Origin of the sequence: Sanguibacteroides justesenii (genome assembly GCF_003204205.1) — a bacterium.
Lineage (GTDB): Bacteria > Bacteroidota > Bacteroidia > Bacteroidales > Marinifilaceae > Gabonibacter > Gabonibacter massiliensis.
Genome location: NZ_QJPL01000004.1, coordinates 262640 through 278309, shown reverse-complemented (window position 1 = coordinate 278309; position 15670 = coordinate 262640). Strand labels below are relative to the sequence as shown.

The window sequence follows — 15670 nt, the reverse complement described above, 5'->3', positions numbered from 1 at the left end:
AAACAAAAAAATATGAAACAATTTATTTTGAGTATATCGATCCTGTTGACTGCTATTACGGTGAACGGACAAGCGTTGACGCTAACCTTGGAACAATATCGCCAAAAGGTATTGGAGTATAATCAAGATGTAAAGCAGTCGAGAGAAGCTGTAAAAACTGCCGTTTCCGCTTTGAAAGCGATCAAGACAGGTTTTTTTCCCAAGGTCCAGATAGGAGGAGATTATTCTTATCAATTCGAGGATGTGGAGTTTATGCAGGGGATTGATATGAAGCATAATAATTATTCCGCCACCGCAACGGCTTCCCAGAATATATATTCCGGAAGCGGAGTGAAAAAGCAACGGGATGCAGCGAAATTGCAGGAAGCTATTGCGCGGTTGAGTGAGGATTTGACAAGGGATAATATTGTTTATGCCGCAGATTTGAGCTATTGGTCGGTTGCTGCTAACGAAACCCTTTATCTGATATCGGAAGAGTTTGTATTGATTGTACGTGAGTTATACGATATCGTGAATAAACGTTTCGATGAGGGTGCGATAAGTAAAACAGATGTATTAATGGTAAAGACACGGTTAAAGGAGGCCGAATTACAGTTGTCCACGGCTGGCATGAACTTTAAAACAGCCATGCAATCGCTAAAGATTATGATGGGAGTTACTTTGGAGGAGACTGTTGTTGTCATTGATTCTATTCAGAAACCGATGGTTGTTCCCGCGTTACAGCCTGTTGAGACGGCCTTGAAACGTCGCCCTGATTTTCTGATCGCCATGGAAAACCTGAATCTGGCGAAACAACAAACAAAAATAGTGCGGGCAAAATATCTTCCTCAGTTCAGTATCGGCTTAAAAGAGGCATGGGGAACACCGATGATTAATGTAGACGGCAAAGAGCGTTTTACCACGGTAGCTTTTGCTAAATTGAGTATGCCTGTATTCAATTGGGGGGAGAAACGTCACTATGTACAGCAGAATCGAGCCATGGAGGTTTATAAGGAATTGGAAATCAGTAAAGTGGAAGATCAGATTAAAGAGGAGTTAGCTAATGCCTGGGTGAAGTTGAATGAATCGGCCAAACGAGTGGAGATAGCACAGTCCACCTTGGATATTTCCCGGGAAAACTTAATGTTAAATACATTTAGTTACAACGAAGGAAAGTTACCGATATTGGATGTGCTTTCATCCCAGGCGACCTGGTTGCAAGCATATACGAGTGTGGTTTCCGCGAATTATCAGTACAAGGTGGCCTTAGCGGAATATGTTAAAATATTGGGAGGTTACGAGTGACTTAGGGATCGGAGATTCACGGTTTCGGATTTGAGGGTATTACGCTTAGAAAGATAGGGATAAGGTTTTTTATAGTTTGAGTACTACCTGTAAATAGAATTGAATTCCGGCATCGCCGTGATCTCCTTGAAGGGAGACAAAATTAACCTTACATCCGTGTCGTCGAAACGATTGAAAGGCCTGTTCGGCATTTAGGTAGGGTACGTACGTATCATCGGGAGAGTGCATCAGCGTGATGGAAGAGTTCGGAGTCCACTCAACAAGAGAATTTTGTTTTAAAGCTCTTTCCAGTTTCTTTATGGAGTTGTTTTTCTCCGGCAAAAAGAAAGCAGGCGATAAAATGTTTTCCAACCGATGACCTAATCGGGAGTTTATTTCCGATAAATCTTGTTTTCCGTCAAAGAGGGAAATGACCTGATCGGGAGAGATGAAAATCTCGTTCCAAGCTAACTGCAAATGGTTACCCGTGTTTAAACCGAGGAGGAGATAGGGTATAAAAGCGGGTTGGGAGATATAATTTTGGTTCAAAAAACAGTTGTAGGTAGCTTCCAAATCATAAGCACCTCCTCCTGCAAAAGTTTGTTTGACTTTTAGGTCGGTATCGGGTATTTCTTCGATTTTCTTCAATAAAGCGAGAGTGGCGTTTCCTCCTTGTGAATATCCCATCAGGGAGATCTCTTCAGGGACGGGAAAACAAATGGATTGCAGGTACTCTTTGCCGGCCCTGATCATATCAATGCAGGACTGGGCCGTACTGTTGCTGTGAAAGAAGGGATGAAATAGATGTTCCGTTTCTCCGAATCCGATGTAGTCCGACATAAAAACGACTTGCTTAAAGAGAACGGGAGCAAGCTCGAAATGGAGAAGTTGGCGGGAAGGAGCTTGGGATTTTAAAAACAGAGAAGAGTGTTGTACGCTGGTAACTCCCGTTATTTTTTTGTTGGAAGGATAAGCGATAACACCGGACGCAATAATGTCCTGATTCTTGGAGTCCTTTGTCCGGTAACGTATGGCCGTGACATGAATATTTTGTAAAAGAACGGATAAGGACGAATAACGAATGAAAATTTCAGGATACCTGTTTTTTATCTCGTCAACGGAAAATTCTTTTTCCTGGATGACCGATACAAAGTAGTGGGGAGAGACAGATTCTTCATCTTTGGAGCAGGAATAGAGTAATATGAGTCCGATAACCGAAAAGAGGAAGAATTCTTTCATAATGTATATTTTTCATATGGATGCTCAAATATAATAAATTATATAAATTCAGCATCGGATAAATTACCGGGTGAAAAGTAAGATTTTTATTTTTCGTTCGGATCATTCGTTCAAAAATGGAAATAATCGCGGGAAAAAGTGTTTTTTCCGATTAATTGCGGATATTATCTTGATAAATTGTATTTTTGCGGATGTTAGTGAATGGTTTAAAAGTTTGAACGATATGACGATAGAAAAAATGCTTACTCGGCAAGTATTGGAGGCCGTAAAGGCGTGTTACGGGGTTGAATTGACAGCTAAGGATATTCAGTTGCAGGAAACGAGAAAAGAGTTTGCCGGAGATTTGACGGTAGTGGTTTTTCCGTTTACCCGATATTCTCGAAAATCTCCTGAAGAGACGGCGAAAGAATTGGGAGAGTATTTGAAACAGAATATAGAAGAGGTCAAGGAATACAATGTTATTAAAGGTTTCCTTAATGTTACGATCTCTTCTGCTTATTGGCTCGAGGTGCTGAATGAAGTCGCAGAAGAGAAGAGGTTCGGCTACTTAAAAGAGAAGAGCGGGAAGACGATTATGATAGAGTATTCTTCTCCTAATACGAATAAACCGTTGCATTTGGGTCATATACGAAATAATTTGTTGGGGTGGTCTGTGTCTGAAATCCAAAAAGCGAACGGCCATGAGGTGATTATGGCTAATTTGGTAAACGATAGGGGAATACATATTTGTAAAAGTATGATAGCCTGGAAGAAATTCGCGAATGGAGCAACACCGGAATCCACCGGAACCAAAGGAGATCATTTCGTGGGTGATTATTATGTACGTTTCGATAAAGAGTATAAAGCTCAAATAAAAGAACTGGTGGGAAAAGGAATGTCGGAAGAGGAGGCAAAGAAAAATGCTCCGATTTTGTTGGAAGCTCAGGAGATGTTGCGAAGATGGGAGGCTGGAGACGATGAGACTGTGGCTTTGTGGCGGATGATGAATGATTGGGTATTGAAGGGATTTGATGAAACTTATCAATTGATGGGGATCTCTTTCGATAAGATCTATTTCGAATCGGAAACTTATAAAAAGGGGCGTGATCTTGTGTTGAAAGGGTTGGCTGACGGAGTTTTGTATCAGAAAGAGACGGGAAGCATTTGGGCGGATTTGACAGGAGACGGGTTGGATCACAAATTGTTGTTGCGGGATGACGGCACGTCCGTTTACATGACCCAAGATATTGGAACGGCTTACGATCGTTTTAATGAATTTAATATCGATCAGGAGATCTATGTCGTGGGTAATGAGCAGAACTACCATTTCCAAGTATTATCACTGATTTGTAAAAAATTAGGTTTCGAGTGGGCGGATAAAATCAAACACCTCTCTTATGGAATGGTGGAATTGCCCGAGGGAAAAATGAAATCAAGGGAAGGTACCGTGGTCGATGCCGATGATCTTATTGCGGAGATGATTCATACCGCACGGGTAACCTCGGAGGAGTTGGGGAAGTTGGAAGGTTATTCCAGAGAGGAGGCAGAAGAGGTGTATCGTAAAGTTGCTTTAGGTGCTTTAAAATATTTTATTTTAAAGGTGGATCCCAAGAAGACGATGATGTTCAATCCGAAAGAATCGATTGATTTTAACGGGAATACGGGACCTTTTATTCAATATACCTATACGAGGATTAAGTCGGTATTGCGTAAAGCGGCGGAAGCAGGAATTACGGTTGAACCGGGAGATATCCATACTCCGTTGACGGAAAAGGAACAGAATCTGATTAAGTTAATAGCTAAATTGCCTTCGGTTGTAAAAGAGGCCGGAGACAATTATAGTCCTGCCGTATTGGGAAATTACGCGTACGAGCTGGCCAAGGAGTTTAATCAGTTTTATCACGATTACTCTATTTTGAAGGAGGATAACGTGGCTGTTCGGAATATCCGATTGTTGTTGGCCCGGCAATGCAGTGAGGCTATAAAAAGCGCTATGGGTATGTTGGGTATCGAAATGCCGGAAAGAATGTAAACGGAAGGGAAATGAGTATGCTTCAAAAAATAGATCCTAAGGTCATTCAGGAGAATGCCATAAAATTAATCGGTGAGGAGTGGATGCTGATTGCTGCCGGTAATGCCGATCGTTTTAATATGATGACGGCAAGTTGGGGTATGATGGGTTTTTTGTGGAACAAGCCCGTCGTGACCGTTTTCGTACGTCCGCAGCGCTACACGTTTGAATTTATGGAAAATAATGCCTATTTTACGCTTGACTTTTTGGGAAAAGAGAATCGGAAAGCATTGAATGTATGCGGTTCGATTTCGGGTAGGTGTGCGAATAAGATAGAGAAGAGTGGGTTGACTCCCGGATTTACGCTATTGGGGAATCCTTTTTTTGAAGAGGCCCGATTGGTTTTGGAATGTAAAAAAATATACGCGGATTGGTTAAAGGAAGATGCTTTTTGGGAGAAAACGCCGATAACGGAAAGCTATCCTGAAAAAGATTTTCATAAAATATACGTGGGTGAAATTGTTAACGCCTGGATGAAAAAGTAAGAATGGATTTATGTAATTATCATAGTCATTGTACTTTTTGTGACGGAAGAGCATCTGCGGAAGATTTTGTAAATGCGGCGATAGAAGCAGGATTTCATAGTTACGGAATCTCTTCCCATTCCCCGTTGCCGTTTGAGACCGACTGGTCTTTGAAACGGAGTGAGGTGGGGAATTATTTACGGGAAATGCAAAGGCTTAAACGAATATATGCCTCAATGCTTGAGGTATATGTAGGGTTGGAAATTGATTATTTGAATGATGAATACGGACCTTCTTCCCTTTATTTTCAACAATTGCCGTTGGATTATCGTATCGGTTCCGTTCATTATGTGGTAAATCCGGAAAGAGGAGAAATGATGGACATGGATGGAAGAGTCGAGGATTTCCGGAGGAATTTGGATAAGGTGTTCGCCGGAGATTTGAAGCTGTTGATAAAGAATTATTTTCAGGCCTCGATGCGGATGGTTGAGTTGGGCGGCTTCGATTTCGTTGCCCATGCGGATAAGGTGGCGATGAACGGTTCGCTTTGCGATCCGGAAATAGTGGACAGCAACTGGTTTCGAAACATGATGATGGATTATTTGAGGGTGATTGCAGAGAAGGGAGTGATGATGGAGATCAATACGAAAGCCTATGGGCGGAGAGGAATGTTATTCCCGGACGTGCGTTATTTTAAAGAATTGAGGGAGTTGAAGATACCCTTGATGGTTAATTCCGATGCTCATGAGCCTGAAAAAATCAATCAGGGCAGGGCGGAAGTATTTGGGTTGTTGCGGGAGGCCGGGATTCGGAGTACGGTACATTTACGAAAAGGATTTTGGGAAGAAACAGAGATAACGGTTTAATAAAAACAAGTATGGGAAAGTATTGTATTTTATCGGTATGCGTGCTGATGCTGAGCTTTTGGAGTTGTTCCGAAGAAAAAGAGGATGACCTGATTGATGTTCTGGAGAAAGAATCCGTTGATATTCGGGAGTATTTGAGGGAAAATGTTACGACTCCCGTTACTACGGTGTGTTTTTATTCCGTAAAAGGTTTGCCTATAGATTCTATCTATATTTTTAATAATGATAAGACGGGGACTTTGGTAAAAGAGGATGAATACGCCCTGATCGATTATGACGTATTGGACTTGAACGGGAAATACATGGACTCTACCGATCCGCAACAAAAACTGGATTCAACTTATGTCAGGACCTATGCGATGGGGGGACCGGTATATAATGTGCTCGATACGGCGAATAAGTTCAATTATATCGGGGAGGCGTTGAAGTACATCGGAGAGGGTAAAACGGGAGAGATGATCGTTCCCTCTAAATTAGGTAGTCAGAACGGAAAGTCGCTACTGTATAAGCTTCAGATAAAACGGGTTATTCCGGATTTCAAAGGGTATGAAGATGCTTTAATTCAATCTTATATAGACAATCACATCCAAGACAAGATCGGCGAGCCTGTCGAGATAAGGCGAAACGATTCGATTGCCTATTTGGTGATGACACACCAGGGAAGTGGCGTCTCTGTGATCAAGGAGGGAGATACGGTTTCGATTTCGCATGAGGCATACGTTTTGACCGAGGGATTATTAAAGCAGTATGAAGTCTGGGACAGCGTGACGATGATTCATCCTTTGGCCCCGAGAAACGGGACGATATTGGAGGTTTATGCGAAGGCTTTGACTTATTTGCACGAAGGCGATGAAGCTACGATAATCGTACCTCATGTGCTGGGGTACGGGCGTGCAGGGGTGAAGAGTGCGAGCGGACAAATTTTAATACCTTCTTTTTCAACTTTGGTATACACGTTGAAGGTAAAGAGGGTAGGTATATTTACTCCTCCGGAAGATCCGGAGACAGGGAGAGGTAATGAACCATGACAGATGGTATTTTAATAACAACTAAAAAAACGGAAATGAAAAAAAACAATTTAATTTGGGGTTTAGGCTTGCTGATGGGTATATTCGCAGGTTGTTCGGATGGTGTAGATACGATCGATATTAAAAAGGTTCTTGCTCAAGAACAAAAGAATATCGAAGCTTATCTTGATAAAAACGCCAAAACAGAGATAATAAAAATACCTGTATCGGAACAAAGCCAGCATATCGCAGATATGTATGTGTTCAATAACGATCGGACCGGAACGGTTGCGGAAGATAAAGAGTGGGTATTGGTCAATTATGATCTGACGAACTTGAACGGGTATATATTCGATACGACGGATCCGGCTAAAGCCGCGGGTAGCGGATTTACCGCTACTTTTCCTTACGGGGGGCCGGTATATTGCCGGGTGGGAGACGGTAGTTTCGTGGGATTGTTAGCCGGATATGTCGGTGAAGGTAAAAAAGGAAATTTACTTGTACCCTCTCCGGTGATGTACAGTAACGGAATTACCCATCTGTATGATATGAAGGTGGAGAAAGTCGTGGGAAAAGACCTGTTCTCCTATGAGAAAGAGATGATTAAACGGTATATGGATGAGGTCTATTCGAATATTCCTCGGGAAAACATTTTGGATGTGAAAAGTGGCGATACGACAACCTATATTGTGCGGACGACATTGGATTCGGAGGGAGAAAACATTGGGGCGAAAGACAGTGTGCGCGTTGTGTGTGCGGCTTATCTTTTGGATGAAGTGAGAGATCGGGATAACTTAAGACAAATTATAAAGCTCGAGGGAAATAAGTCGGTGAAGTGGTTGGTAAGCGATTTAATAGATGGTTTGAGATTAAGTTTTCCGTTATTGAAAGTCGGTGATAAAGCCGATATTATCGTGCCTTACGGTATGGCTTATGAAGATAAACTTTTTAGAGGGATTCCTCCTTATTCAACCATTATTTATCAGTTGGAAATTAAAGAAAAAATTGCCAAAAAATAAAGAAGTAAAGAGATGGACCTGGATTTGAAAAGTACGCTGGAACTTGTAGTTGGCTGGGCGAAAGAGGTCGGAAGTACGCAACGCTCCTATTTTAGAGGTGATAATTTGGGAATTGAGACCAAATCGAATGTTTTCGATGTGGTGACTAAGGTGGATAAGTTATGTGAAACCTTTTTGTTGGAGCGAATAAATGCCTCTTTTCCGGCTCATGGCGTGTTGGGGGAGGAGAGCGGAGAGCATGATGTTCATAGTGATTACTTGTGGATTGTGGATCCATTGGATGGAACAAATAATTACAGTCAGGGGCTTCCTGTTTTTTGCGTGTCTATCGGATTGACCTACAAGGGAGAATCCCTTTTAGGTGTGGTATACGCTCCCTATCTGGATGAAATGTATACGGCGATCCGGGGGAAAGGCGCTTTTAGGAACGGAATCTCTATTCGTGTATCGGACAAGAAGGATTTGGCCCATAGTGTATTGGGAACAGGTTTTCCATACGATAAGGATGTAAATCCGGATAATAATGCCGCTAATTTAGCTCGTATTCTTCCGCGTATCCGTGGAATCCGGCGATTGGGATCGGCTGCTTACGACCTGTGTTGTGTGGCTGCCGGATTTTTGGATGCTTATTGGGAATTGGGACTGCATCCTTGGGACGTGTGTGCCGGAGAGCTTATCGTACGGGAGGCCGGGGGAGAAATCCGTTCTTTTCGGGAAAACAGGGGAATTGCCATAATGGCCGGAAACATTCATCTGATTACAAAAATGCAAGAATATGTAAAATGAAAAAACGAGGAGGCCTGCCTCCTCGTTTTTCTTAGAAGGAGATGGCGAATTTTGTTTTCATGTTTTTGATTTTTTCATTCCGAATAAGGGAGAGGGTTTTTCGTATCCTGTTTCGTTTAATGGCCGCAAAAGCATGAAAATCTTTTATTTCGATACGTCCGATCTCCTCTTTATGTAAATTCCCTTTTTGACAGAGGAAACCGACGATATCCATTTTGCTCAGTTTATCTTTTTTTCCTTTTCCGATGTATAAGGTATCCCATTCCGGTTTCGGGGGAATCTTATTTTTGCCGGATAAACGATATACCTCCGGAATTTCCGGGAGATAGGCAGGAAATATTTCCGATTCTCCTATGAGAACAAAAGCAGTTCCCGAAGCTTTCATCCTGGCTGTACGTCCGTTACGGTGGATAAAGGCCTCTTCCGTATCCGGGAAATGATAATGGATGATGTATTCTATTTCAGGTATATCTAATCCTCTGGCAGCTAAATCGGTAGAGATTAGGATGGTCGTGCTGCCGTTCCGGAACTTGCATAGAACTCTTTCCCTTTCCGCTTGTTCCAGTCCGCCGTGAAAAAACTCGTTTCCCACCGCCTGTTTCCGAAGATAGGTGCTGATCCGTTCGGCATGTTCTCTGTAATTACAAAAAATAAGGGTCGGGGACCCGTTTAACTCGCCTAACAATCGGTATAGGGTAGTAAGTTTGTCCGGATCTCCTGAATAGACGGTTTTTATTTCTAATTTACCCAAAGGTGTTTTTTCTAAAAAATTAATCGCGTGAGGCGATTTTATCCCGACAAATACGGGGATCTCAACGGCCGAAGTAGCAGAAGTGAGAATCCGCTGCCGAATTCCGTGTAAGCAGGCAAATATTTCTCTCATATCTTCAATAAATCCGAATTCAAGCGATTTATCGAATTCATCCAGGATAATCGTGTGTACCTCTTTTAAATCGATAGTTTGCCGATCGATATGGTCTAATAGTCGTCCGGGAGTACCTATGAGTAAAGCCGGAGGGTAAACGAGACTTCTCTCTTCAACTTGAATATCGTGTCCGCCGTAACAACATACCACCCGATAGGAACTTCTTAGAGAGCGAAATACGGATTCGATTTGGAGTGCCAACTCTCGGGAGGGGGTGAGAATCAATGCTTGTATCTCCTTTTTGTCGCTTGATAATTTTTCTAAAAGAGGAAGTAAAAAAGCTAACGTTTTTCCGGAGCCGGTCGGGGATAACAGAAGGATATCCCTGTTATTTCGTTGAGCTTCGATGGCTTGGATTTGCATCTCGTTTAAGGTTGCAATTCCGAGCGATTGCAATATATCCCGAAAAGTGTCGTCGATAGGTGGCATTAGTATGATATGAATTTTCGACAAAAGTAATATTTACTTTTCGGTTTAAAACAGATACGACTGATTATTCGGTCAGTTTAGTCCTAAAGTGGCCATTGTTTTGGGGCGTTTAAACATAATCATGGCTTCCTTATAGCCTTCGTCGAAAATTTTTTCCGTATTGTTCAGATCGAACATACTGTATTGACTGATATGTTTGGGCATGATCAGAATATCGCAACTTTTAGCATCGATATTCATGTTGGAAAGGATTCCCATGTGGAAGGAGCGCTCTGCGAGATGTACTAAATTTTTAATGTGATCACTGGGTTCAACCGGATCGATATGGACTCCGATAATGATATCGCATAAATCGCGAATCGGACGTACCGGTAAATTCATAAAAACACCGCCGTCCACGTATTGTTGATTGTCGATAACCGTAGGTACGAATACGATAGGGACGGATGAAGATGCCACGACCGATGGAATGACCTTGCCGCTATTGAAGTGAGCGGGAACACCTAAATTCATGTTAGTCGCCGTGACGACTAAAGGAATTTGGAGTTGGTCGAAAGTTTCTACTTGAATGAATTCGGACAATCGTTTTTCCATGCCGCCCATCATCATAACGCCCATTTTGGAGACAACAGGACGAGCGAAGTCTAACATCTTGGTTCCTATAAAGAACGAAAGCGATTCTTCTGCCGTATGTCCGGAGGCGATCATGACTCCGGCAATAGCTCCGGCACTGGTACCGGAAATAATATCGGGTTTGATCCCTAATTCTTGCATGGCCTTGTATACTCCCAAGTGTGCAAAACCTCTTGCCCCTCCTCCACTTAAGACTAACCCCAAATGATAGGGTCTTTTTTCCTTGATTATATCCATAGAATATATAATGTTGCTTATTTACTATACGGGAATGAAAGAGAATGGTTGAAAAAAAGAGCCGGTTTATAACCGGCTCTTTTCGTATTTATTTTACGGTCGCCATATGAGCGATTAATTCGATTACTTTGTTTGAATACCCCCATTCGTTGTCATACCAAGAGACCAGTTTTACGAAGTTGGGATTCAATGCGATACCTGCTTTTGCGTCGAATATGGAAGTACGGGCGTCACCTAAGAAATCGGATGAAACAACATCTTCTTCCGTGTATCCTAAGATTCCTTTTAATTCGTTTTCAGAAGCTTCTTTCATGGCAGCCTTAATTTCATCGTAAGTTGCCGGTTTCTCCAAACGACAAGTTAAATCAACCACGGAAACATCAAGCGTCGGAACCCGAAATGACATACCTGTCAACTTGCCGTTTAATTCGGGAATTACTTTGCCCACGGCTTTAGCTGCTCCTGTAGAGGAAGGTATGATATTACCGGCAGCAGCACGTCCGCCTCTCCAATCCTTGACAGAGGGACCGTCAACTGTCTTTTGAGTTGCGGTAGTGGCGTGTACAGTAGTCATCAAACCTTCAACAATGCCGAATTTGTCGTGGATTACTTTTGCTAACGGAGCCAGACAGTTGGTCGTACAAGAAGCGTTGGATACGATAGTTTGCCCGGAGTAAGATTTATGATTTACACCCATAACGAACATGGGAGTATCGTCTTTTGAAGGTGCTGACATTACAACACGTTTTGCTCCGGCCTTTAAATGAGCTTCGGCTTTTTCTTTTGTCAAGAATAATCCGGTAGATTCTACAACATATTCAGCTCCTACCTCGTTCCATTTTAAATTGGCTGGGTCTTTTTCAGCCGTAACGCGAATAGCTTGCCCGTTTACAACTAATTTGCCGTCTTTCACTTCGATCGTTCCATTAAAACGTCCGTGCATGGTATCGTATCTAAGCATATACGCCATGTACTCCACGTCGATAAGGTCATTAATCCCTACGATTTCAATATCGTTTCTACCCATAGCTGCACGGAAAACCAAACGACCAATACGTCCGAATCCGTTAATACCAACTTTAATCTTTGACATTTCTAATTATATTAATCGGTTAATAATGATGTTATTATTCTTATCATTCTCTTATTTTCATACAAAAGTATGGATAAAAAAATGAAAAACAAAGAAGTTTTGGAATTGTTATACGCGAACGTTTTTTTTCTTAAAAAAATTTGCGCAAACGTTTTAAATTACTATCTTTGCCCACGCAATCTAAGAAATGTTTTTTGCTTTTATAAGTGTAGTAAATTTATTGTTAGTGTGTTAAAAAGAGGCTGAGGCCTCTTTTTTAATTTTTTGCCTGTTTTTCTCCTTGAGGTTTGGCTGAGACTTTTATTATTAAAGCTTTTTTGGTGCCGGGAGTAATTTTATAACGATCGTCCAAACGATGTCCCACGACCCAAACGATGTCTTTTCCGGATTGGATGATAAGGCATTCTTTTTTTTGTTTTGCGCTGAACTTTAAATCGGTAAATAAATCACTCAATTTCTTTTTGCTTCTTTTCATTCCTAATGGACAAAACCAGTCTCCTGTAGCCCAATGACGTACGATAAGAGGATAATTGATTTTATCTAAATCGAAACAGGCGATATGGCTTTCTTTGGGTATTTCAAACTCGGGAGTGATCTCCGTTTCATCCAACGTAAAAGTGACGTTATTTAAATAATAAGTACCGTTGTCGGCCATTAGAGTATGTTCGTCTTCTTTTTCAAGGATATTAAATAATCTCCAGTACGTGCGTCCTTTGGTCAATAAGTACTCTTCCGCTTGAAATTGTTTCCCGGGGATGGAATCGTTACTTTCTAATATATCTTTTACCTGAGTGGTATTAAATCCGTAAGGTTTTAATATCTCGTATAATAAAGTATAAGGTGCAGGTGAATCTAACGTCTGTTGGATATGGATTAGTATCTCTCCGTTTTCTTCGGACATGATTTGTCGTTTCAACTGTTTTATACCGTGTAGATAGATTTGTTCGACTTCCCGCATCGCCTGACAATTTTCCTGTACGGTTTTTAAAAAGGAGGGATTGATGTCTTTGCATACTGGAATAATAAGGTGGCGGATTTTGTTTCGTACGTAATCTAACGTGTTGTTCGTTGAGTCAACACGGTACCCTAACTTATTGAGAGTAATATAATCGATGATTTCATTTTTAGAGCGGTTTAATAGAGGACGTAATATCCGTCCGTTTATCGGACGGATTCCGGTGAGTCCTTTAATGCCGGTTCCCCGGCAGAAATTGATAAAAATAGTTTCAGCCAGGTCATCGGCATGATGTCCCACCACGATATAGTCCATGTTTTTTTTCTGACGGACTTCTTCAAACCAATTGTATCGCAATTCTCTGGCAGCCATTTCAATACTTATTCCTTTGCTTTTGGCGTAAGCGAGCGTATCGAATTTTTTGACGCTATGAGGGATTCCGTAAGTGTCACAAAATCGCTTGACGAATTGTTCGTCCATATTGGATTCTCTTCCACGCAAATTAAAGTTGCAGTGTAGTGCCAATATTTTGATATTTAAGTATTTAAATGCATGTAATAAGGCTATTGAATCAGCTCCTCCGCTTACCGCAATGATAAAACCGGCGTTTTTGTCGATGGAATGCTCTTCCAGAAAATGATTAATTGTCTCTATCATGATTTTATCGTTCTAATGATAGACTAAAATAGCGATTTTTATCGAGATTATGAAAATTAGCATATCGAAAGTTCTGTAAAAAGATGATCGGCCTCCGGCTATCTCGTAAAGAGGAGATTACCAGAAATGTACTTCTCCGTTCTTGTAGGTAAAAGGACGTTCTTCCCGTCCCGTCGTATGATTTCTTAACCAGTATAAGGCTCCGGCCGGGACGGATTCGTACTCGATATAATGATCGTCCGCTGTTTTCCGTCCCAGAGAGTGCCAACCGTTACGGTCGTAAAAGAATAGTTCGTACTCGTTGCCGGGGTATATACCATTACCGTCGTTTTGAGAAAGATAACCTACGGAAGAGATTTGTACCGGTTCCCCGAAATCCAGAAGGAGATTCCTGTAAATGTAAGTATAGGTTAACGGATCGTTGTCGCCTAAATATTCTTCCTGGCGGTTTCTATCCTGAGGAATGGTTTTCCAGGATAAATAATTCCCTTTTGCATCACGGAAAACAAGTTCTGCTATATGAGAGTAATGCGTATTGCTTATTTTCCAATACCGGTATTTTAAATTCGTATCCACTTTGAATGTCGTGTAATGCATGTATGGGTTTTCGGTAATTTTGTGGATGATTGTCGAGTCTTTAAACGAAAGGGTATTGGAGGCACTGAAACAGTTCCCTTTTAATAGTTCTCCGTATACGGTTTTGTAACCGATAACGGGAAATTTCCGGGTAATCCTGATGGTTTGACGTCGGGTGGTATCCGGAATCAAAAATTCGGTTTCGCCATTCATTTTTAAAATAAACGGGAAGTTTCCGTTCATCAGCTGATTGCCTGAGAAGTAGACCGGAAAATAAACAATACCTCTTCCTAATTTTGGGAATGTTACTTGATCGCGTGTTATTTTGCCCCACCCCACGATTTTTAGGGTCAAATCGTTAAACATGGCTATATAGGCGTATTTGACACCGCGGGAAGGAGGGAATAAAAGGTTTACCTTTACATCGGAAGTGTTGAGGTATATATCAGTCACATCTTTATTAAAAGGATCTTTGAAAAATTCTGGAATAAAATTTTCCCCTTTCGGATCACGCGGGATTTCGTTGATGGAAAAAGTTCTCCGGTACACCTTCGGGGCTGTTTTCCCTTCGATCTGATAGGAGGAAAGGGTTTTGTATTTTGGATCGACAACGACCATCCAATAATGATATCCGTTCATGTCTGCCCAAGCCGGGACGAAATCGATAGTACAGGGAATGCCTACCTTGCGCGTTGCTATCACGCGTAACCGACTGTCGTTGATACACTCGTATTTTTGGTAAGGAATACCGGCAATCATATCGGAAGAGGCTTGTTCGCTGCTATAAAACTCAATAGATGTTTCTTTTGCCAATTGGAACGCAGAATATCTTTGATCGTCACAATAAGTCGTCTTTTCTGTAATTTTATTTTCGTAAATGGGAATAATCGAATCCTTCCAATTGTCGAGTAACTCGTTATCGATACGGTAGGGTAATAGATATTCACAAAAATCCTCGAATGGTAAAGATTCCAACCAAGGTTTGGTTTCCAGCATCTTAAAAGCTGCGTCTATGTTATGGATCAAATAGTCGGCTTTGATATGTTTGATATCCTCCTCTTCTTGTAGTTGTTCTCTGTACTCTTTATAACGGTAGGGTTGCATTAAGATGATTTTTTTTAGCCAATAGGAATCCGGCAACGTATCGACAATATTTTTAAACTCTCTCAGGTAGGGGCCGTTGTAGGAAAAATGACCGGGCATATTTTCAATGAGGAAAATAGCCGCTTTCCGTTTCAAGCTATCGGCCCGGTCTTGTGAATAATGCTTTAATACTTTTTCTAATTCTTGTCGATTTTTTCCGCTTAATTTTAAGGCATCGTTTAACTTTTCGGAATGTGTACGACAAGAAAAGCATAACGTGGTGCAGAAGATCCACGATAAATAGATAAACTGTTTTATTTTTATCATAGCAGCTATTCGTTTTATTTTGGCAAAAGTAATGAAATTTATCTCGGTTGTAACGTGTTCT

13 protein-coding genes are annotated in these 15670 nt (G+C 41.4%); 7 read left to right on the top strand and 6 right to left on the bottom strand.

All coding sequences use genetic code 11. The features are described from left to right. Nucleotides 1–12 precede the first annotated feature (12 nt). Nucleotides 13–1284, top strand: coding sequence for a TolC family protein (locus DMB45_RS08280; protein WP_110688650.1), 1272 nt, complete (start codon nucleotides 13–15; stop codon nucleotides 1282–1284). Between the two features lie 69 nt (nucleotides 1285–1353). On the opposite strand, the gene DMB45_RS08275 is transcribed toward DMB45_RS08280, so the two are convergent. Next, a complete protein-coding gene (locus tag DMB45_RS08275; protein ID WP_041502151.1) occupies nucleotides 1354–2502 on the bottom strand; it encodes an alpha/beta hydrolase family protein in 1149 nt (382 codons plus the stop codon). 223 nt (nucleotides 2503–2725) lie between these two features. On the opposite strand from DMB45_RS08275, the gene argS reads away from it, so the two are divergent. The 6 genes from argS to DMB45_RS08245 are packed head-to-tail and all read left to right on the top strand — an operon-like array spanning nucleotide 2726 to nucleotide 8694. Next, nucleotides 2726–4513, top strand: coding sequence for an arginine--tRNA ligase (gene argS, locus DMB45_RS08270; protein ID WP_041502231.1), 1788 nt, complete (start codon nucleotides 2726–2728; stop codon nucleotides 4511–4513). 11 nt (nucleotides 4514–4524) lie between these two features. Beyond that, nucleotides 4525–5037 (top strand): flavin reductase family protein, encoded by a 513-nt coding sequence (locus DMB45_RS08265; RefSeq protein ID WP_041502150.1) that lies wholly within the window; start codon nucleotides 4525–4527, stop codon nucleotides 5035–5037. A gap of 2 nt (nucleotides 5038–5039) precedes the next feature. After that, the gene (locus DMB45_RS08260; protein WP_110688649.1) at nucleotides 5040–5882 is read left to right on the top strand and encodes a histidinol-phosphatase; all 843 of its coding nucleotides are present in this window, start codon (nucleotides 5040–5042) and stop codon (nucleotides 5880–5882) included. A gap of 11 nt (nucleotides 5883–5893) precedes the next feature. Next, nucleotides 5894–6910, top strand: coding sequence for an FKBP-type peptidyl-prolyl cis-trans isomerase (locus DMB45_RS08255; RefSeq protein WP_041502148.1), 1017 nt, complete (start codon nucleotides 5894–5896; stop codon nucleotides 6908–6910). A gap of 35 nt (nucleotides 6911–6945) precedes the next feature. Beyond that, nucleotides 6946–7908: an FKBP-type peptidyl-prolyl cis-trans isomerase gene (locus DMB45_RS08250; RefSeq protein ID WP_041502147.1), complete on the top strand. Its 963-nt coding sequence runs from the start codon at nucleotides 6946–6948 to the stop codon at nucleotides 7906–7908. Nucleotides 7909–7920: 12 nt separating this feature from the next. Further along, a complete protein-coding gene (locus DMB45_RS08245) occupies nucleotides 7921–8694 on the top strand; it encodes an inositol monophosphatase family protein (RefSeq protein ID WP_041502146.1) in 774 nt (257 codons plus the stop codon). A 31-nt stretch (nucleotides 8695–8725) separates the two neighbouring features. On the opposite strand, the gene DMB45_RS08240 is transcribed toward DMB45_RS08245, so the two are convergent. The 5 genes from DMB45_RS08240 to DMB45_RS08220 all read right to left on the bottom strand — a co-directional run bounded on the left by DMB45_RS08240 (nucleotide 8726) and on the right by DMB45_RS08220 (nucleotide 15609). Continuing rightward, a complete protein-coding gene (locus DMB45_RS08240; protein WP_110688647.1) occupies nucleotides 8726–10048 on the bottom strand; it encodes a DEAD/DEAH box helicase in 1323 nt (440 codons plus the stop codon). Nucleotides 10049–10120: 72 nt separating this feature from the next. Beyond that, nucleotides 10121–10918: a patatin-like phospholipase family protein gene (locus tag DMB45_RS08235; RefSeq protein ID WP_052634359.1), complete on the bottom strand. Its 798-nt coding sequence runs from the start codon at nucleotides 10916–10918 to the stop codon at nucleotides 10121–10123. Nucleotides 10919–11006: 88 nt separating this feature from the next. Next, a complete protein-coding gene (gene gap, locus DMB45_RS08230) occupies nucleotides 11007–12011 on the bottom strand; it encodes a type I glyceraldehyde-3-phosphate dehydrogenase (RefSeq protein ID WP_041502144.1) in 1005 nt (334 codons plus the stop codon). A 256-nt stretch (nucleotides 12012–12267) separates the two neighbouring features. Then, nucleotides 12268–13623 (bottom strand): tRNA lysidine(34) synthetase TilS, encoded by a 1356-nt coding sequence (gene tilS / locus DMB45_RS08225; RefSeq protein ID WP_052634357.1) that lies wholly within the window; start codon nucleotides 13621–13623, stop codon nucleotides 12268–12270. A gap of 117 nt (nucleotides 13624–13740) precedes the next feature. Then, a complete protein-coding gene (locus DMB45_RS08220; protein ID WP_041505391.1) occupies nucleotides 13741–15609 on the bottom strand; it encodes a hypothetical protein in 1869 nt (622 codons plus the stop codon). Between the last annotated feature and the right edge of the window lie 61 nt (nucleotides 15610–15670).